This is a genomic window from Burkholderia sp. Bp8992, from assembly GCF_003853705.1.
Taxonomy (GTDB): domain Bacteria; phylum Pseudomonadota; class Gammaproteobacteria; order Burkholderiales; family Burkholderiaceae; genus Burkholderia.
On sequence record NZ_QTQI01000042.1, the window covers coordinates 32,326 to 51,540 of the forward strand.

At 67.6% G+C, this 19,215-nt stretch carries 17 protein-coding genes; 5 read left to right on the plus strand and 12 right to left on the minus strand.

Going from position 1 to position 19,215, the window contains the following annotated elements; all coding sequences use genetic code 11:
- Positions 1 to 403 precede the first annotated feature (403 nt).
- Positions 404 to 1,186 carry a helix-turn-helix domain-containing protein gene (locus DIE03_RS35730; RefSeq protein ID WP_124456799.1) on the plus strand — a complete coding sequence of 261 codons (783 nt, stop codon included), beginning with the start codon at positions 404 to 406 and terminating at the stop codon, positions 1,184 to 1,186.
- 33 nt (positions 1,187 to 1,219) lie between these two features.
- Here DIE03_RS35730 and DIE03_RS35735 read toward each other — a convergent pair whose 3' ends face one another.
- The 4 genes from DIE03_RS35735 to DIE03_RS35750 form a co-directional block, all read right to left on the minus strand.
- On the minus strand, positions 1,220 to 2,461 hold the full coding sequence (locus DIE03_RS35735) for a multifunctional CCA addition/repair protein (protein ID WP_124456800.1): 1,242 nt from the start codon (positions 2,459 to 2,461) through the stop codon (positions 1,220 to 1,222).
- A complete protein-coding gene (locus DIE03_RS35740) occupies positions 2,458 to 3,105 on the minus strand; it encodes a glutathione S-transferase family protein (protein ID WP_124456801.1) in 648 nt (215 codons plus the stop codon). The genes DIE03_RS35735 and DIE03_RS35740 overlap by 4 nt, the downstream gene beginning before the upstream one ends.
- A gap of 66 nt (positions 3,106 to 3,171) precedes the next feature.
- Positions 3,172 to 4,131: a complex I NDUFA9 subunit family protein gene (locus DIE03_RS35745; protein ID WP_124456802.1), complete on the minus strand. Its 960-nt coding sequence runs from the start codon at positions 4,129 to 4,131 to the stop codon at positions 3,172 to 3,174.
- Positions 4,132 to 4,188: 57 nt separating this feature from the next.
- On the minus strand, positions 4,189 to 6,141 hold the full coding sequence (locus tag DIE03_RS35750; RefSeq protein WP_124456803.1) for a lytic transglycosylase domain-containing protein: 1,953 nt from the start codon (positions 6,139 to 6,141) through the stop codon (positions 4,189 to 4,191).
- 8 nt (positions 6,142 to 6,149) lie between these two features.
- Between DIE03_RS35750 and DIE03_RS35755 the strand changes: the two genes are divergently transcribed.
- Positions 6,150 to 6,758 (plus strand): 5-formyltetrahydrofolate cyclo-ligase, encoded by a 609-nt coding sequence (locus DIE03_RS35755; protein WP_124456804.1) that lies wholly within the window; start codon positions 6,150 to 6,152, stop codon positions 6,756 to 6,758.
- Between the two features lie 74 nt (positions 6,759 to 6,832).
- Here DIE03_RS35755 and DIE03_RS35760 read toward each other — a convergent pair whose 3' ends face one another.
- A complete protein-coding gene (locus DIE03_RS35760; protein ID WP_124456805.1) occupies positions 6,833 to 7,345 on the minus strand; it encodes a winged helix DNA-binding protein in 513 nt (170 codons plus the stop codon).
- Between the two features lie 148 nt (positions 7,346 to 7,493).
- Here DIE03_RS35760 and pxpB point away from each other — a divergent pair, with 148 nt between their 5' ends.
- From pxpB to pxpA, 3 genes are read left to right on the plus strand one after another with little or no spacing between them, the layout of a single operon-like run.
- Positions 7,494 to 8,150 carry a 5-oxoprolinase subunit PxpB gene (pxpB, locus tag DIE03_RS35765; RefSeq protein ID WP_124456806.1) on the plus strand — a complete coding sequence of 219 codons (657 nt, stop codon included), beginning with the start codon at positions 7,494 to 7,496 and terminating at the stop codon, positions 8,148 to 8,150.
- Positions 8,147 to 9,214: a biotin-dependent carboxyltransferase family protein gene (locus DIE03_RS35770; RefSeq protein WP_124456807.1), complete on the plus strand. Its 1,068-nt coding sequence runs from the start codon at positions 8,147 to 8,149 to the stop codon at positions 9,212 to 9,214. Before pxpB ends, DIE03_RS35770 begins: the two co-directional genes overlap by 4 nt.
- Positions 9,215 to 9,271: 57 nt before the next feature.
- Positions 9,272 to 10,036 (plus strand): 5-oxoprolinase subunit PxpA, encoded by a 765-nt coding sequence (gene pxpA, locus DIE03_RS35775; protein WP_124456808.1) that lies wholly within the window; start codon positions 9,272 to 9,274, stop codon positions 10,034 to 10,036.
- Between the two features lie 560 nt (positions 10,037 to 10,596).
- On the opposite strand, the gene DIE03_RS35780 is transcribed toward pxpA, so the two are convergent.
- The 7 genes from DIE03_RS35780 to DIE03_RS35810 all read right to left on the minus strand — a co-directional run bounded on the left by DIE03_RS35780 (position 10,597) and on the right by DIE03_RS35810 (position 19,050).
- Complete coding sequence (locus tag DIE03_RS35780) at positions 10,597 to 11,742, minus strand: TraB/GumN family protein (RefSeq protein ID WP_124456809.1); 1,146 nt, start codon at positions 11,740 to 11,742, stop codon at positions 10,597 to 10,599.
- A complete protein-coding gene (locus DIE03_RS35785; RefSeq protein ID WP_124456810.1) occupies positions 11,735 to 12,751 on the minus strand; it encodes a peptide ABC transporter ATP-binding protein in 1,017 nt (338 codons plus the stop codon). The genes DIE03_RS35780 and DIE03_RS35785 overlap by 8 nt, the downstream gene beginning before the upstream one ends.
- A complete protein-coding gene (locus DIE03_RS35790) occupies positions 12,748 to 13,746 on the minus strand; it encodes an ABC transporter ATP-binding protein (RefSeq protein ID WP_124456811.1) in 999 nt (332 codons plus the stop codon). The genes DIE03_RS35785 and DIE03_RS35790 overlap by 4 nt, the downstream gene beginning before the upstream one ends.
- A 1-nt stretch (position 13,747) precedes the next feature.
- Positions 13,748 to 14,665: an ABC transporter permease subunit gene (locus DIE03_RS35795; protein ID WP_124456812.1), complete on the minus strand. Its 918-nt coding sequence runs from the start codon at positions 14,663 to 14,665 to the stop codon at positions 13,748 to 13,750.
- A 4-nt stretch (positions 14,666 to 14,669) separates the two neighbouring features.
- Entirely contained in the window at positions 14,670 to 15,680 is a 1,011-nt protein-coding gene (locus DIE03_RS35800; RefSeq protein WP_124456813.1) for an ABC transporter permease subunit, read from the minus strand.
- Positions 15,681 to 15,790: 110 nt separating this feature from the next.
- Positions 15,791 to 17,419: an ABC transporter substrate-binding protein gene (locus tag DIE03_RS35805; RefSeq protein ID WP_124456814.1), complete on the minus strand. Its 1,629-nt coding sequence runs from the start codon at positions 17,417 to 17,419 to the stop codon at positions 15,791 to 15,793.
- Between the two features lie 323 nt (positions 17,420 to 17,742).
- Positions 17,743 to 19,050, minus strand: coding sequence for an MFS transporter (locus tag DIE03_RS35810; RefSeq protein ID WP_124456815.1), 1,308 nt, complete (start codon positions 19,048 to 19,050; stop codon positions 17,743 to 17,745).
- Between the last annotated feature and the right edge of the window lie 165 nt (positions 19,051 to 19,215).

Consider the following 19,215-nt stretch of genomic DNA (forward strand, 5'->3'; position numbering starts at 1 on the left):
TGATTCGTTGTTGTCGGCAGCCGGCGGCGTGACGCGGCATCGTGCATGCCTGAAGCGACACGCCGCCGTGGCGCCGATCGCGCACGACCCGGCGCGCCGCCGGGCCGCGGCGCCGTTCCGGCGGCAGGCCTTCGGGAAATTTTTGTCTCACTTAACTTTGTTTGATGCGCGACAGAATCTAGAGCACGCGGAAATTGAGGTCAAGCTAAAATTTTCGTAGGACTAAAATCGGCGCGACGGCTGCGGATCCCGGCACAACGCCGATTCACCCGGCGACGGTGCACGGTACAATGCGCCGGCATTGCCGCCCCGGCGGCCGTGCTTCGTGCGATGCGCGCAAAGCAAGTCCCGGCGACTGCACCGCCCCTCCGCTCGCCTCCCGACTCGTTGCCGAAAGAGATTCATGGATTCAGACATCATGCGTATCGGCCTGCGCATTCGCCGCCTGCGCCGGGAAGCGAAGAAGACGCTGCTGGAAGTCTCGACCGAGGCGAAGCTGTCGGTCGGGTTCCTGTCGCAGGTCGAGCGGCATCTCACCGGCATCTCGCTGTCTTCGCTCGTCAATGTCGCCAAGGCGCTCGACGTCCCGCTCGGCGCGCTGATCGACCAGCCGCGCCAGGCGCAGCCCGATTCGCACGAAGGCAGCCGCCAGCCGTATGCGCTCGACGCCACGTCGCAGTGGTACGAGCGCCTCTCCACCACCTTCGACGGCAGCCAGGTCAACGCGCTCAAGGTGCGGATGATGGAAGGCTACCGCTCGGAATGGGTGTCGCACGGCGGCGACGAGTTCGTGTACGTGCTGACCGGCCGCATCTGCTATACGGTCGGCAAGAAGGTGTACCCGCTGGCGCCCGGCGATTCGCTGCACTTCGATGCGCGCAAGCGGCATCGCGTCGCGAACGTCGGCGACGGGCCGGCCGAGCTGATCGCGGTCGGCACGCTGCCGCTGTTCGACGACAGGTGTGCCGAATTGGTGTCGGCGACGATGGACATCGGGCAGCCGGTGCCGGGCGAGCCGAGCGTAAAGCGGCGCGCCGCGCCGAGCGCCAAGCGCAGCGATCGCGACGGCGATGCGGCACGGCCGGCCACGGCCGGTGCCGCAGGCAAGAAGGCGTCGGCGAAGCCGCGCGCGTCCGCCGGCAAACGCCCGGCGGCCGCTACCCCGGCGCGCAGGAAGAAGTCGTAACGGCTGCGGGCGCGCGCCGCCCGATCGCCGCCCTTATTCGCCGATCTCGAGCGCTTGCGCGACGGCCTGGATCCGTGCGCGATGCACGGCATCCTTGATCTTCTCGGTATCGTTGCCGACGCCGCGCGCGATCGCACCGGCATCGACGCTGCGCGCGGCCGCGAGCGCGACGCGCAGCCGCTCGGCCTGCGGATACGGCTGCGCATCGAGCCCGAGCCGCCCGCGCGCATCCGATTCGCACGCCTGCAGCATCTCGGCGAAACGCGCCGGCTTGCGCAGCGCATCGCTGCGCTCGAACAGCCGCACCAGCGCGGCCGCCCCCATCTCCATCACGCGATGCAGGTTGCCGTGCTCGCGCGCGACCACGAGCGCGAGATCGCGGCATTCGTTCGGCACGCGCAGCCGCTCGCACAACGGCTTGAGCAGGTCGACGCTGCGGCCTTCGTGGCCGACATGACGCGGCAGCACGTCCGCGGGCGTCGTCGCCTTGCCGAGATCGTGCGTGAGCGCCGCGAAGCGCACCGGCAGCGAATAGCGCTGCTTCGCCGCATAGTCGACGACCATCATCACGTGGACGCCCGTATCGACTTCCGGGTGGTAGTCGGCGCGCTGCGGCACGCCCCACAGCGCATCGACCTCGGGCAGGATGCGCGCGAGCGCGCCGCACTCGCGCAGCACCGCGAACATCCGCGACGGCTTCGCTTCCATCAGCCCGCGCGCGATTTCCTGCCACACGCGCTCGGGTACCAGCGCGTCGACCTCGCCCGCGTCGACCATCCGCCGCATCAGCGCGAGCGTCTCGTCCGCCACCGTGAAATCCGCGAACCGCGCGGCGAAGCGCGCAATCCGCAGGATCCGCACCGGATCCTCGACGAATGCGTCGCTCACGTGCCGGAACACGCGGGCGCGCAGGTCGGCCTGCCCGTCGAACGGATCGATCACGGGCCCGACCAGCACGCCCTCCGGGTTCACCTCGCGCGCCATCGCGTTGATCGTCAGGTCGCGCCGCGCGAGATCCTCGTCGAGCGTCACGTCCGGCGCGTAATGGAACTGGAAGCCGTGATAGCCGGCCGCCGTCTTGCGCTCGGTGCGCGCCAGCGCGTACTCCTCCTGCGTCTGCGGATGCAGGAACACCGGGAAATCCTTGCCGACCGGCCGGTACCCCTGCGCGGCCATCTGCTCGGGCGTCGCGCCCACCACCACGTAGTCGCGGTCCTGCACGGGCACGCCGAGCAATTCGTCGCGGATCGCTCCGCCTACTGCGTAAATGTTCATGGCGTCGGCTCGTATTCGGCGATCACGTTCGTTTCGCGGCGCGCGGCGTCGATCCAGCGCTGCACGGCCGGCAGCGCCGTCACGCGCGCCGCATAGCCGGCCGCGTCCGGCGACAGGCCCGGCGCATACGTGTTGAAGCGCATCACGACGGGCGCGTACATCGCATCGGCGATCCCGAATTCGCCGAACAGGAACGGCCCGCCCGACGCTTCGAGACACGCGCTCCACAGCGCATCGATGCGCGCGACGTCGGCGAGTGAATCGGGCGTCGCCCCGCGCCCCGGCATCGACGCGCGCACGTTCATGCCCATCTGCGTGCGCAGCGCCGCGAAACCCGAGTGCATCTCGGCCGACACGCAGCGCGCGTGCGCACGTTCGAGCGGATCGGCCGGCCACATCGGAAATTGCGGATAGCGCTCGGCGAGCGTCTCGGCGATCGCGAGCGAATCCCAGATCGCGATGCCGTGGTCATCGACCAGGCACGGCACCTTGCCGGTCGGCGAGTATTCGCGGATGCGCGCGGCCGTGTCGTCGCGGCGCAGCTCGACCACGATCTCGTCGAACGGGATGCCGAAATGCGCGAGCAGCAGCCACGGCCGCATCGACCACGACGAGTAATTCTTGTCACCAATGACGAGTTTCATGACGGGATTCCGGACAACGCGAAAAGGGAAAACAAAGGGGCCGGACGACGGCGCCGCACGCGGGCGCTAGCGTCGCGAGCGGAACCAGTCGAATCGCGAGCGCTTCGTGGCTTCGCCGAGATACGCGGGCGCGATGCTTTCGAGACTCGCGGGCGAGATCCCGAGTTCCGGCGCGAGCGGGCCCGACAGCACGTTCGGCACCGACATCGTCGCGAGATTGTCCCGCGTGAGCACGGGCTCGCCGGGCAGGCACTCGAACACGCTCGCCTGCAGCCGCGCGAGCGCGTCGGGCAGCCGCACGATGCGTGCCTGCCGGCCGACCAGCGTGCCGCAATAGCGCACCAGCTGTTCGAGCGTATAGACGGTCGGGCCGCCGAGTTCGTAGGTCTTGCCGTGCGCGGCCGTGAGATCGAGCGTGTTGACGAACGCACGGACGACATCGCCGACGAATACCGGCTGGAAGCGCGCATCGGGCATCGCGAGCGGCAGCACGGGCACCGTGCGCTGCAGGTTCGCGAACGTGTTGAGGAACGCGTCGCCGGGGCCGAATACGACCGACGGGCGGAAGACCGTCAGCGCGAGCGAATCGGTCGCCGCGATCGCATGCAGCGCGGCCTCGCCGTCGCCCTTCGACCGCTGGTACATGCTCGCGCCGCGCGAATCGGCGCCGAGCGCACTCATGTGCAGCAGGCGCTGCACGCCGACTTCGGTGCAGGCGCTCGCGAGTGCGGCCGGCAGCGCGACGTGCGCGCGCTCGAAGCCCGGTCCGTACGGCGTACCGTGGCCGCCGTGCAGCACGCCGACCAGGTTGATCGCCGCGTGCGCGCCGGCGACGAAGCGCGCGAGCGTGCGCGTATCGAGCGCTTCGAGCTCGACGATCTCGACCGGCAGCATCTGCAGGTGGCGCGCGTGGTCGCGCCGGCGCGTGGCGATCCGGACCTGCTTGCCGGCGTCGATCAGCGCATTGACGAGCCGGCTGCCGATGAAGCCGGTGCCGCCCAACAGCGCGACGGTCTGGCGATCCATGTCTTGAGCCTCAAAAGAACACTGCCGCGTCTCGCGCGGCAGTGTGAAGATTGCGTATCAGGGCGAGATCATGCCTAGACGTTTCTTCAACGACTGCGGCTTGCCCTCGAAGAGCGCCGCATAGTAGACGGTGTTCGACAGCACGTTCTTCACGTAGTCGCGCGTCTCGTTGAACGGAATCGTCTCCGCGAAGATCGCGCCTTCGACCGGCTGCGTCAACACCTGGCGCCACTGGCGCGGCCGGCCCGGGCCCGCGTTGTAGCCGGCGGTGGCGAGCACCGGCGAGCTGTCGAAGTTGTTGTAGATGTCCGCCAGATACCAGGTGCCGAGCTGGATGTTGGTATCGATGTCGTGCATCTGCGCCCGCGTGATCGCGCCCATGCCGAGCTTCTTCGCGACCATCTGGGCCGTCGCCGGCATCAGCTGCATCAGGCCGCCCGCGCCCACCGACGAACGCGCGCTGATGATGAAGCGCGATTCCTGGCGGATCAGCCCGTACGCCCATTCGACGTCGAGGCCCGTCGATTGCGCATAGCGCTCGACGATGTTGCGGTACGGCGACGGATAGCGCAGCGTGAAGTCGTGCTCGGCTTTCGTGCGGTCGGCCGTGTTGACCGTGCGGTCGAGCAGCTCGACGCGCTTGCCGTATTCGGCAGCCGCGAGCAGCTGGCGATCGGTCATCCCGCGCAGCGGCCAGTTCCATTCGCGGTTGCCTTCGAGGCGCAGGTTCAGCCCGTAGAAGCGCTGAGCGAGCGCGAAGCCCGGAATCTTGCCCATCGCGTCGATCTCGGCGTCGCTCACCTTCGTGCGCGGCGGGATCGACGTGCGCTGCCCGAGCTCTTCGCCGGCGAGCTGCCCGTAGAAGTTGAACTGGCCGGCGACCTGCTCGAATTCCTGGTTCGCCTGCAGCGTGTCGCCGCTCTGCTTGAGCGCGCGCGCATGCCAGTAGATCCAGGCCGGATCGTCGCGCAGCGACGGCGGCATCTGCTCGATCGACCAGCGCACCATCGGCCAGTTGCCGGCGAGCAGCGCGGCGCGCGTGCGCCATTCGTAGCCGGGGTTCGACAGCGGCGCGTTGGTGGATTTCGCGTACCAGACCGACGCGAGCGGCGAACGCTTGATCGCGCCCTGATAGCCGATCGCGCCCCACGCGATCGCCTGTTCCTGCTTGGTCAGCGACGGCGCGACCGTCGTCAGCATGCCTGCCGCCGCGTCCGGATCGTTGCGCGCCATGCGGCCGAGCGCGATCAGCGCGAGCTGGTGCGACGTCGCGTCGGCGCCGACGCCGCGCGCGAGGTACAGCGGCGGCGCGCTCGTCGCCTGGTCGAAACCGACCGGGCGCGGGCCGAGCGCATCGACGATCTTGCCGCCGAGCGTCGTGTAGTTCTGCTCGTACGCGAGGCGTGCCTGCTGCCACACGTCGTCGCTCGTGAACTGCTGGTTGACGGTGAGCGCGGTGATCAGGTCGACGCAGGCGTCGCCGTAGTTCTTCGGCTCGACGAGCAGCGCACGCGCCGCATCGGCGACGTTCTCGCCGCGCGCCGCGCGCGATTCGAGCGCATAGCACTTGACCTGCGTGTCGTCGTCGAGCACGAAGCGCTTGTACTGGTCGTCGAAGTTGCGCCAGTCGTGGCGCGCGCCGAGCACGAGCAGGTAGTCGTTGCGCAGGCGGTCGGCGATCGCCTGGCCGTCGTAGCGCTGCAGGAACGACTGCACAGGCGCGTCCGGCGCATCGACGCGCGCGCGGCCCGTCGAATCGAACAGCTGCGGCTTGATCTGGAAATACTCGACGTAGGACGGGACCGGATAGTTCGGGATCATCGACGCGAGCTGCGCTGCTTTCGCGGCGTCGTTGCGGCGTGCGGCTTCGCGAAGCTGCACGAAGATCTGGTCATCCCCGGCGAGCGTGTCGTCGTTCGGTGCGGCGCACGCGGCCGTACCCGCGACGAGCGCGACGGCCGAAAGCGTCAGCGCGACCGCGCGATATACTCGAAAAAGGCTGTTCGACATCGTTTTGAATGGAGCACGAATTGAGCGAAAGCATAGCACGCCACCCTGTGCCGAACCCGAAGGTTGCGCTGCGCAAAACGCTGTCCGGCGCGCGTCGCGACGCCGCGTCGCAGCCTGCCGCGAACGCCGCACTCGATGCGCGGCTGCGCACGCTGCTCGACCGCCTGGCACCGCACACGGTCGGCTTCTACTGGCCGCTGCCCGGCGAATTCGATGCGCGCGATGCGGTGCTCGCGTGGTGCGCGGCAGGTGCCGGCCGGCGCGCCGCCTTGCCGGTGATCGGCGAGCGTCACACGCCGCTCGCGTTCCATGCGTGGGATGCGCACACGCCGATGCGCGAAGGTCATCACCGGATTCCGGAGCCTGCGTCGGGAATCGTCGTCGTGCCCGACCTGTTGCTGATTCCGTGCGTGGGATTCGATCCGCAGCGCTACCGGCTCGGCTACGGCGGCGGCTACTACGACCGCACGCTCGCCGCGTGGCCGGATGACACGCTGCCGGTGACGGTCGGCATCGCGTACGAAGCGTGCCGCGTCGACGCGCTGCCGGCCGAAGCGCATGATCTCGCGCTGCGTTGGATCGTGACCGACGCCGCGCTGTACCCGGCCGCCGGATGACGCGGCGCGCGGCGTCGCGGTCGTTGCCGCACGCCCGTCAGCGCAGTCTCGCGCGCAACAGTTTTCGCAATCGCTTACAGCGACGCCGCCGCGCGGGCGGCCGTGTCGTAGAGGCCCGATGCGTGGCGCAGGAGTTGCGCCGCGTCGCCGATCTGCTCGTTGGTGAGCCCGCTGTCCTTCAGCGTCTCGATCAGGCAGTGCTCGCGCACCTCGCGATATTTCAGGCACAGGTCGCGGCCCGCGTCGGTCGCGAAGAAGAACGCTTCCTTGCCGCTCTTCTCGCTCTTCACGTAGCCGCGGGCGATCAGTTTTTTCAGCGCATAGGTCGCGACGTGCGTATCCTCGATATTGAGCACGAAGCAGATGTCGGCGAGCTTCTTCTTGCGTTCGCGATGGCTGACATGATGCAGCAGCGACACCTCGACCGCCGTCATGTCCTTCGCGCCGGCCGCCGACATGCAGCGCACCATCCAGCGATTGAACGCGTTGCCGGCCATGATGAGCCCGTATTCGAGCTCCGACAGCTCCGCGCTCGAATCGGAAACGAGGTGTTCGGATGACACGATCTTGGTCGGATGACGCTTCATGGAAAGGCGGCGCAAGCGGGATGTCAGGGTGTGCCGAGTGTACGCCAGAAGCCCCGGTATACGGGCTAGGCGAAAACGCTTATTGGTAACTTATCGATATCTTATTGACAATGTGCGCTAACATTGCCGTCCGAACCGTGCCAGCCCGATGACGCAACCCCGCATTTATCCGCTCGGCGATGCCGCCCTCGTCTGCGAGGTGCCGCCGCCCGCCACGCTCGATTGCCAGCGCCGCGTCTGGGCCGTTGCCGAGGCCGCGCGCGCGTGGCCCGACGTGATCGACGTCGTGCCGGGCATGAACAACCTGACCATCGTGTTCGACGCGCTCGCGGCGACGGCCGAATCGCTCACGCCCGCGCTGCGCGACGCGTGGGAGACGGCCGACGTCGAGCATGCTGACGGCTGCGAGGTCGAGATCCCGGTCGAATACGGCGGTGCCGCCGGCCCCGACCTGGCGGCCGTCGCCGCGCACACGGGCCTGCCGGCCGACGAGGTCGTCGCGCGCCACGCGGCCGGCGAATACGTCGTGTTCTTCGTCGGCTTCCAGCCGGGCTTCGCATATCTCGGCGGCCTCGACGCGTCGCTGCACACGCCGCGCCGCGCCGCGCCTCGCCTCGAGGTGCCGGCCGGCTCGGTCGGCATCGGCGGCGCGCAGACGGGCATCTACCCGGCCACATCGCCCGGCGGCTGGCAGCTGATCGGCCGCACGTCGCAGGTGCTGTTCGATCCGGCGCGGCCGCAGCCGACGCTGCTGCTGCCCGGCGATCGCGTGCGCTTCACCATTGCGGGAGTCGACGCGTCATGACCCAGAGCAACGCACCGGGCACCATCGAGGTGTTGCGCGCCGGCCCGCTGTCCACCGTGCAGGATCTCGGGCGCCGCGGCAGCCGCCACCTCGGCGTCGCGCAGGGCGGCGCACTCGACGGCCTCGCGCTCGAGGTCGGCAACCGGCTCGTCGGCAACCGCCCCGACGCGGCGGCCGTCGAAGTCACGATCGGCCCCGCCGCGTTCCGCTTCACGCGCGCGACGCGCATCGCGATCACCGGCACCGAATTCGGCGCGACGCTCGACGGCCGGCGCGTGTATTCATGGTGGAGCCTGCCGGTCGAGGCCGGGCAGACGCTCGTGCTGCCGGCCGCGAAACGCGGGATGCGCGGCTATCTGTGCATTGCGGGCGGCATCGACGTGCTGCCAATGCTCGGCTCGCGCAGTACCGATCTCGCGTCGCGCTTCGGCGGCCTCGGCGGCCGCACGCTGCGCGACGGCGACCGGCTCCCGGTCGGCGTGCCGCCGGCCGGCGCGGGCTGCCTCGCGGCCGATGCGCCCGAGTTCGGCGTGAAGGCGCCCGCGTGGTGCGCGTTCGTGCGCGTCGACGAGCCGCCGCGCCGTCACCGCCCCGCGCATGCGCCTTGGGCGATGCCCGTGCGCGTGCTGCCGGGCCCCGACTACGCATCGTTCGCGGCCGATTCGCAGCAGGCGTTCTGGGACGAGGAATGGCTCGTCACCGCGAACAGCAACCGGATGGGCTATCGCCTCGCCGGCGCCGAGCTCGCGCGCGAGCGGCCGGTCGAGCTGCTGTCGCACGCGGTGCTGCCCGGTACGATCCAGGTGCCGCCGAACGGCCAGCCGATCGTGCTGATGCACGACGCGCAGACCACTGGCGGCTACCCGAAGATCGGCACGGTGATCCGCGCCGATCTGTGGAAACTCGCACAGGCGCGGCTCAACCTGCCGATCCGCTTCGTGCGCACGACACCCGACGCCGCGCGCGCCGCCCTCTCCGCGGAACGTGCCTATCTGCGGCAGATCGACGTTGCGATCGACATGCGAGAAGAAGCGCGCCGTCGCGCTCAATCGCGCGCAGCGTGACAATGGCGGAAGCAGTAACGAAGGACGTGCCACGCAATCAGTGGACGAGGAAACATCATGGAAATCGATCTGAATGCCGATCTCGGCGAAGGATGCGGATCTGACGAGGCGCTGCTCGACCTCGTCACGTCGGCGAACATCGCCTGCGGCTGGCATGCAGGCGGCGCGAATGCGATGCGCGACTGCGTGCGCTGGGCCGTGCAGAAAGGCGTGTCGATCGGCGCGCACCCGAGCTTTCACGATCCGGAAAATTTCGGCCGCAAGGAAATGCAGCTGCCGGCCGGCGACATCTACGCGGGCGTGCTGTACCAGCTCGGCGCGCTGTCGGCGATCGCGCAGGCCGAAGGCGGGCGCATCGCGCACGTGAAGCCGCACGGCGCGCTGTACAACCAGGCCGCGCGCGACCCGCTGATCGCCGACGCGGTGGTGTCCGCGATCCACGACTTCGATCCGTCGCTCGCGGTGTTCGGGCTCGCGAACAGCGTGTTCGTCGCGGCCGCGCGGCATGCGGGGCTCGCCGCCGTGGAGGAAGTGTTCGCCGATCGCGGCTACCGCGCGGACGGCTCGCTCGTGCCGCGCAACCAGCCCGGCGCCTTGATCGACGATGAAGACGCGGTGCTCGCGCGCACGCTCGACATGGTGCGCAACCGGCAGGTGCGTGCCTTGAGCGGCGAATGGGTGCCGCTCAACGCGCAGACCGTCTGCCTGCACGGCGACGGGCCGCATGCGCTCGCGTTCGCGAAGCGGATCCGCGCGGCACTGGAGGCCGCCGGCGTCGACGTCGTCGCACCCGGCGCACTGCAGGCCGACGAAGGCGCGTGACGCGCATTCATCCCGTACAGCAGCGCACGCTGCACGTATCGGCCGCACAAAAGAAAAAAGCGCCCTCGTGGCGCTTTTCCGTTGGCGCAATCGCTGCGGCTTCGCCGTCTGTCGATTCGCCCCCCGAAACCGTCTTTCGACGGTGACCGGAAAAATCTTCCGGATTAAAAAACGTCCGCCGCCGCCCGATCACTGCATTCCCCGGTCAGACGACGGAACGTTGCTTATGTGCAAGTCGGCCTGCATGCATGTGTTATCCGACGATGATTGGCCCCGCCGTGCATGCAGACTCTCCGCGGCCGGCACGTGCTTCACGTGCCGGCGACGCTCACCCCGCGCTTTATTTCTGCTACCCCGTAGAACTTATCTATTCTTTTCATTTTTTCAACTTGTGGGGTGAAGAATAGAGATTGGCAGAACGGGATGTCAATCGTTTTAAACGCTATTTTCCGACGAATCAAGGGTTTTCCTTATCGATTCACACCGCGGCTCATGCGCTTCACGCCGTGCGCGCGATGTCAATCAAACAGGGGAAGATCAGGGCGTACCGCCGGCCGCGATCAGTTCGCGTCGACCCGGTATCCTTGCTGGCGCAACAATTCGAGCACGCCGCGCGGGCCGCCCAGATGCAGCGCGCCGATCGCGACGAACAGCGGCCGGTTCGGCGCGGCGATTGCGGTCATTCGTGCAACGAAGCGCCGGTTGCGCTCGTACACGATCTTGTTGTCGATTGCGTCCGACAACGCCTTCGAACGCGCGAGCCGCTCGCTCTTCGCGACGGCCCACGCGGAGATCGCGTCGGCGTCGCCAATTCGCCACAGCCGGTGCAGCGCCTTGATGTCGTCGGCGTTCTGCGCGGGCGTCTGCACCATGTCCTGCGCGAGCATCTCGCGCTGCTCGGCCGGCGTCAGCCCGGTGAACGCGCGCATCTGTTCGGCGAGCGTCTCGAGCCCGATCACGCGGCCGCCCTTCTTCTTCAGGAACACGTTCTGCAGCTGCGCCTCGGTGCCGTATTCGGTCTGCAGGCCGGCCGACAGCGAGTCGTAGGTCTCGACGACGAGCGCCGCGAGCCACGGCCGCATCTTGCGGATTTCGGCGAGCGCGGCAGGATTGCCGCGCAGGCGCGCCGCGAGCCGCTGCCACAGCGGTTCGGGCAGCAGGCGCTGCAGGCACGGATAGCGGCACACGCCATACTTCGACACGTCGTCCTGCGATTCGAGCAGGTCGTCGGGCGACAGCTCGAGCGCGAGCGTCGGCGATGCGGCGAGCGCCGCGAGGATGCGCGGCCGGAACGGCTGCGCGCTCGGGTAATCGGACGGGTCGCCGGTGTGCAGCGTGCCGAGCACGTACAGCGTGACGTTGCCCTTCGTTGCGACGTAGAACGGCATGCGCGCGGGCTGCACGCGCACGGTGCCGCGCGACACCGTGCCGTCCGACACGGACGGTGCGTGGAAGCCCGGCAGGCTCATGCCGGGCGGCGGGACTTGCGACGGATGGATCGGTGAGGTGGCCGGCGCGCGCCCTTCGGCGCGCGCGGATTCGACGGGAACCACGAGGCTGGCCGCCACGCACGCGCCGGCCAGCGCCGCGCCCGTGACGGTGCGCACGCTCCAGCGCCGCGCGTAACGGTACGCACGCATCACGCGCGCACCGCTCGTCCCCGCACGGCGCACGCCGGACACGCGCGCCGCCAACACTTCAGGCATTCGCCTCCCCTACCTCCTCGGCGCGATGGCACGCGACCTGCCGGCCATCGACCTCGCGCAGCTTCGGCTCCTCCACGCGGCACCGCTCGACCGCGTACGGGCAGCGCTGGTGGAACGCGCAGCCCGACGGCGGATTGAGCGGCGACGGCAGTTCGCCCTGCAGCTTGATCTGCACGCGGCGGTCTTCCTCGAAGATCGCCGGCGTCGCCGACATCAGCGCCCGCGTGTACGGATGGCGCGGCCGCGCGTAGATCGTTGCCTTGTCGCCAAGCTCGGCGACGCTGCCGAAGTACATCACCATCACGTCGTCCGCGACGTGCTCGACCACCGACAGGTTGTGCGAGATGAACACGTAGCTCGTCTTGAACTGCTCCTGCAGATCCATGAACAGGTTCAGGATCTGCGCCTGGATCGACACGTCGAGCGCGGACACCGGCTCGTCGGCGACGACGATGCGTGGATCGAGGATCATTGCGCGCGCGATCGCGACACGCTGGCGCTGGCCGCCCGAGAACATGTGCGGATAGCGCTTCGCGTGCTCGGGCCGCAGGCCGACCGTGCGCATGATCTGCGCGATGCGCTGCGCGCGCTCGGCCGCCGTCAGGTTCGCGTTGATCTCGAGCGGCTCGGCGAGCGTCTGCTCGACGGTCTTGCGCGGGTTCAGCGATGCGAACGGGTTCTGGAACACCATCTGCACGCGGCGGCGCAGGTCGGCAACCGTCTCGCGGCTCGCGCCGGCGACGTTCTTGCCGTCGATCGTCAGGCTGCCCGACGTGGGCGTCTCGATCATCGTGAGCTGGCGCGCGAGCGTCGACTTCCCGCAGCCCGACTCGCCGACGACGGCGAGCGTCTTGCCGCGCTTCAGCGAGAACGACACGCCGTTCAGCGCCTTCACGGTGCCCTGCCCGAACATCCCGCGCTTCACCGAGTAGTGTTTCGCGAGGCCGTCGGCCACCAGGACGGCTTCATCGTCGTGCGACGCGCGAGGCGTCTGATTGACTGCATTCATCGTGCGCCTCCCGTCAGGTCGAGGTTGGAAACATTGAGCGGCCTGATGCAGCGCGCGCGCATCGCATCGTTGGCCGGTACCAGCGTGTCGAGCGCCGGCCGCGCCTTGCGGCAATCGTCGACGACGTATTTGCAGCGCGGCGCGAACAGGCACCCGGACGGGCGATCATCGCGGCCCGGCACCATGCCGGGCAATGCGGCAAGGCGACGCGCCCCCTGATTGTGCTCGGGAATCGCCGCGAGCAGCGCTTCGGTGTACGGATGATGCGGCGCACGGAAGATGTCGGGCACGCTGTTGGTCTCGATGATCTCGCCCGCGTACATCACCGCGACGCGCTGCGCGACCTCCGACACCACGGCCAGGTCGTGCGAGATCAGCACGAGCGCCATGCCGCGCTCCTTCTGCAGCTTCACGAGCAGATCCATGATCTGCGCCTGGATCGTCACGTCGAGCGCGGTGGTCGGCTCGTCGGCGATCAGCAGCTTCGGGTTGCATGCGACGGCCATCGCGATCATCACGCGCTGGTTCATCCCGCCCGACATCTGGTGCGGGAACGACGCGATGCGGTTCTTCGCATCGGGAATGCCGACCTGGTCGAGCAGTTCGAGCGCGCGCCGGTTCAGCGCGTCGCCGCGCAGGCCTTCGTGCAGCTTCAGCACCTCCTTGATCTGGTAGCCGACCGTGTAGCTCGGGTTCAGGCTCGTCAGCGCGTCCTGGAACACCATCGCGATGTCCTTGCCGACGATCTTGCGGCGCGCCTTCGGCGACGCCTTCAGCAGATCGACGCCGTTGAACGTGACCTCGTCGGCCGTCACCTTGCCCGGCGCGTCGATCAGGCCCATCAGCGCCATCATCGTCACGCTCTTGCCCGAGCCCGATTCGCCGACGACGCCGACCACCTCGCCCGGCGCGATCGACATGTTGATCCGGTCGACAGCGGGCAGGCCGTTGAAGTTCACCGCGAGATTGCGGATGGTCAGAAGATTCTGTGTCATGTCACGCCATCCGTTTCAGTTTGGGATCGAGCGCGTCACGCAGCCCGTCGCCGAGCAGGTTGATCGCGAGCACCGAAATCAGGATCGACAGGCCAGGCATCGTCACGATCCACCACGCGTTGTCGATGTAGTCGCGCGCGGAGGCCAGCATCGCGCCCCACTCGGCGGTCGGCGGTTGCACGCCGAGGCCGAGGAAGCCGAGCGCGGCCGCGTCGAGGATCGCCGACGAGAAGCCGAGCGTCGCCTGCACGATCAGCGGCGCCGTGCAGTTGGGCAGCACCTGCGAGAACATCAGGCGCAGCGTGCCGGCACCGGCCACGCGCGACGCCGTCACGTATTCCTTCTGCAGCTCGCCGAGCGCCGACGCGCGCGTCAGGCGCACATAGGCCGGCAGCGCGACGATCGCGATCGCGAACATCGTGTTGGTGAGGCCCGGGCCGATGATCGCGACGACCGCGACCGCGAGCAGCAGCGACGGCAGCGCGAGCAGCACGTCCATGATGCGCATCACGGGCGTGTCGGCCCACTTCTGGAAGAACGCGGCGACGAGCCCGAGCACGATGCCGGGGATCAGCGCGAGCACGACCGACACGAAGCCGATCCAGAACGACATCCGCGCGCCGAACATCAGTCGCGAAAGAATGTCGCGGCCCGCTTCGTCGGTGCCGAGGATGAATTGCCAGTTGCCGCCGGCGAGCCACGCGGGCGGGATCTTCACGAAATCGCGATATTGCTCGACCGGGCTGTGCGGCGCAATCAGCGGCGCGAGCAGCGCGACTGCGATCAGCACGATCACGACGATGCCGGCGCCGACGGCACCGCGGTTGCGCGAGAAGTTGGCCCAGAACTCGCGCAGCGCGAGCGCACGGCCGCCGGCCGGCGCGGATTCGGTCGGCAGGGTGTTTTGCAGATTGCTCATGGAATTACCTCGTGTGGCGGATGCGCGGATTCAGCACGCCGTACAGCAGGTCGACGACCAGGTTCACGACGATCACGAGCGTCGCGATCAACAGGATGCCGCCCTGGACGACCGGATAGTCGCGGCGGCCGATCGCATCGATCAGCCATTTGCCGACACCGGGCCACGAAAAGAGCGTCTCGGTCAGCACGGCGCCCGCGAGCAGCGTGCCGATCTGCAGGCCGATCACGGTGACGACCGGGATCAGCGCGTTGCGCAGCGCATGCACGACGACCACGCGCACGGGCGACAGCCCCTTCGCGCGGGCGGTGCGGATGTAGTCCTCGCGCAGCACTTCGAGCATCGACGAGCGCGTCATCCGCGCAATCACCGCGAGCGGGATCGTGCCGAGCACGATCGCGGGCAGGATCAGGTGGCTCACCGCCGACTTGAACGAGCCTTCGTCCGGCGCGAGCAGCGCGTCGATCAGCATGAAGCCCGTCGGGTGCGGGAAATCGTATTCGACGGCGATGCGCCCCGACACGGGCGTCCAGCCGAGGTATGACGAAAACACCATGATGAGGATCAGCCCCCACCAGAAGATCGGCATCGAGTAGCCGGTGAGCGCGGTGCCCATCACGCCGTGGTCGATGACGGAACCGCGCCGCAGCGCGGCGATCACGCCGGCCGGCAGCCCGACCGCGAGCGCGAACACGAGCGCGCACAGCGACAGCTCGACGGTCGCCGGGAAGCGCGCGAAGAATTCGCCCGCGACGCTCGTGTTGGTGATGATCGACATGCCGAGGTCGCCATGCAGCGCCCGGCCGATGTAGTGGACGTACTGCAGGGGCAGCGGCTGGTCGAGCCCGAGGCGTTTCATCGCCTCTGCGTGCATCGCGGGGTCGACGCCGCGCTCGCCCATCATCACTTCGATGGGATCGCCCGGTATCAGGTGAATCAGCGCAAACGCCAGGATGGTGATGCCGATGAAAGTCGGGATCACCATGCCCACGCGGCGCAACACGAATCTGAGCATGATGCGTCTCGTATTTTCTTGTGGGAAATGTGCGACCGGCGACGGGAAGCTTTTGGCCTCCCGCCGCCGGATGAGTTAGCCGGTCTTCGCGACAGCTTACGACAGGTGTGTTACTTCACGCCAACACCGTCGAAGCGGGCATAGCCGAGCGGTTCGATACGCATGTCGACCACGTTCTTGCGCACCGGCTGGTAGACCGTCGAGTTCGCGATCGGCGAGAACGGCAGCTGTTGCGCGAAGATCTGCTGGGCCTGCGTGTAGAGCTTCGTCCGTGCGTCCTGGCCGGTCGTCGTACGGCCCTTCTGGACCAGTTCGTCGAACGGCTTGTAGCACCAGTGCGAGAAGTTGTTGCCCTTGATCGCTTCGCAGCCGAGCAGCGTGCCGAGCCAGTTGTCCGGATCGCCATTGTCGCCCGTCCAGCCGATCAGCATCGTGTCCTGCTCGCCCGAGTGCGCGCGCTTGATGTACTCGCCCCACTCGTACGTGACGATCTTCGCCTTCACACCGATCTTCGCCCAGTCGGCCTGGATCATCTCGGCCATCAGGCGGGCGTTCGGGTTGTACGCGCGCTGCACGGGCATCGCCCACAGCGTGATCTCGAAACCGTTCGGGAAGCCTGCCTTCGCGAGCAGCGCCTTCGCCTTCGCGGTGTCGTAGGCCGGCAGCTTCAGGTTCTTGTCGTACGACCATTGGGTCGGCGGCACCGGTGCGTTCGCGGCCTGGCCGGCGCCCTGGTAGACGGACTCGAGGATCGCCTTCTTGTTGATCGCCATGTCGAGCGCCTGACGCACTTCGAGCTTGTCGACCGGCTTGTGCTCGACGTTGTACGCGAGGTAGCCGAGGTTGAAGCCGGCCTGTGACGGCATGTCGACGTTCGAGTCGGCCTTCAGCGTCGCGATGTCGGCCGGGCGCGGGTAGCTCATCACCTGGCATTCGTTGCGCTTGATCTTCTGCACGCGCACGCCCGGATCCGGCGTGATCGAGAAGATCAGCTTCGAGATCTTCACTTCGCCCTTCTTCCAGTAATCAGGATTGCCATCGAAGCGGATCGTCGCGTCCTTCGTGTAGCTGCGGAAGATGAACGGGCCCGTGCCGACCGGCTTCTGGTTGATGTCGGCGGCCTTGCCGGCCTTCATCAGCTGATCGCCGTATTCGGCCGACAGGATCGATGCGAATTCCATCGCCATGTTCTGGATGAACGGCGCATTCGGCTCGGCCAGCGTGAACTTCACGGTGTACGGATCGACCTTCTCGATCTTCGTGATCAGCTTGTCGAGGCCCATGTCGGTGAAGTACGGGAACGACACCGGGTATGCCTTGCGGAACGCATTGTTCGGGTCGAGCATGCGCTCGAACGAGAACACGACGTCGTCCGCGTTGAATTCACGCGTCGGCTTGAAGAAGTCGGTCGTGTGGAACTTCACGCCGTGGCGCAGGTGGAACGTGTACACCTTGCCGTCGGACGATACGTCCCACTTCTCGGCGAGGCCCGGCTCGACCTTCGTGCCGCCGCGCTCGAATTCGACGAGGCGGTTGTAGACGGTGAACGTGGCGGCGGTGAAATCGACGCCGGTCGTAAATTGCGCGGAATCGAAACCCGCCGGGCTGCCTTCTGAGCAGTAGACGAGCGTTTTGTTCGGGATCTGTGCGAATGCAGAGCCCGCGACGCCGAGCGATGCCGCTGCCACGCCTGCAATGGCGGTAACACGCAGGGTGTGCAACAGACGGTTGTATTCCATGTTTCCTCCAGGTCTCCAGATCGGAACCGGTCCCGCCAGGGTCCGGCGTACGCGGATATTACTTGAGCTAACGATGCGGCAACAAGCTGGAGAAAAAACTCTTCTAGACGCACCCACGCGGGTTTTTGCCGATGTATCGCGCGAATGAAAAATGCGAAAAACGCGCGCGAGCGACAGTTCCGTTCATTCGGCGCAAGTTTCGTTCGACAACTAAACAATTCGGGCGCGAACGCGTCGGTTCAGCGAGGCTGCTTTCGTCTTCGGGCCACCCATCATTGCGTTTTACGAAACGATCCGATGACCGTCTTCAATCCGTCATGCGATCACGCCGGCGCGTCGAGGTCGGCACTGCGCGCGGGCACGAATGCGACCGCGACGATCGACAGCGCGATCCCGGCCATCACGTAATAGGTCGGCGCGAGCGGCGTGCCCGTCACCTTGATCAGCCACGTGACGATGAACTGCCCGAAGCCGCCGAACAGCATCACCGCGACGTTGTACGCGATCGACAGCCCGGTCGAGCGCACGTTGGCCGGGAACAGCTCGGCGATCATCGCGCCGAACGGTCCGTAGTAGCCCGCGAGCGTCACCGACAGCACGGCCTGCACCGCGATCAGCCGCCCGATGCTCGGCGCCGCATCGAGCCAGGCGAACAGCGGATACATCAGCGCGAGCGTCAGCACCAGCGACCACAGCGACAGCCCCTTGCGGCCGATGCGATCGGACCATGCGCCCGCGATCGGCGACAGCACCATCAGCAGCAGGTTGCCGACGATCACCGCGTAGAACGATTCCGAGTACGGCAGCTTCAGCTGCTTCACCGCGAAGGTCGGCAGATAGCTGATCAGCACGTAGATCGTCACCGTCAGCGCGATCACCGAGCCGAGCCCGCACAGCACCTCGCGCGGGTAGCGCGTGAACACTTCGCCGAGCGTCGCGCGGCGCGCGCTCTGCTGCGCATGCAGGAACGCTTCGGAATCGGCGAGATGGCGGCGGATGTAGAAGCCGATCGGGCCGATCACGAGCCCGAGGATGAACGGCACGCGCCAGCCCCAGCTGCGCAGCGCGTCGTGCGACAGCCCGCGCGTGACGGCCGCGCCGACGAGCGCGCCGATCAGCAGCGCGGCTGCCTGGCTCGCCATCTGCCAGCTGCCGTAGAAACCGCGTTTCGAGAACGGCGCCGCCTCGATCAGCAACGCCGTCGCACTGCCGAATTCGCCGCCCGCGGAGAAGCCCTGCAGCAGCCGGCCGAGCACGATCAGGATCGGGCCGCCGATGCCGATCGCCGCGTAGGGCGGCGCGATCGCGAGCAGGAAGATGCCGGCCGTCATCAGCAGGATCACGAGCGACAGCGCGGCCTTGCGGCCCGCGCGATCCGCGTACAGTCCGAACACGATGCCGCCGATCGGGCGCATGAAGAACGCGACGCCGAACGTCGCGGTGGTGAGGAGCAGCGACGAATATTCGCTGGAGGTCGGGAAGAACAGCTCGGCGATCACGACCGTCATGAAGCCGAACACCGTGAAGTCGTACCACTCGAGCGCGTTGCCGATCACGGCAGCGGCCACCGCACGGCGGTTCAGCGCACGCTCGGGCCGGACCGTTTTGGTTGAATTCGCAATCGTCGCCATGCGTGCCTCGTCCTCGTGATTTCGCCGTGTCGGGCGGTGCGGCGCGCGGGTGGGTCGCGGCGCGCAGGTTTGCAGCGAGTGTAGAAAGCGCCGGAACCGTTTTCAAGCATTAAAAAACGCCCGCCATCTTTCGACGGCGGGCGTTTTGCGGTTTTCGCCACAATG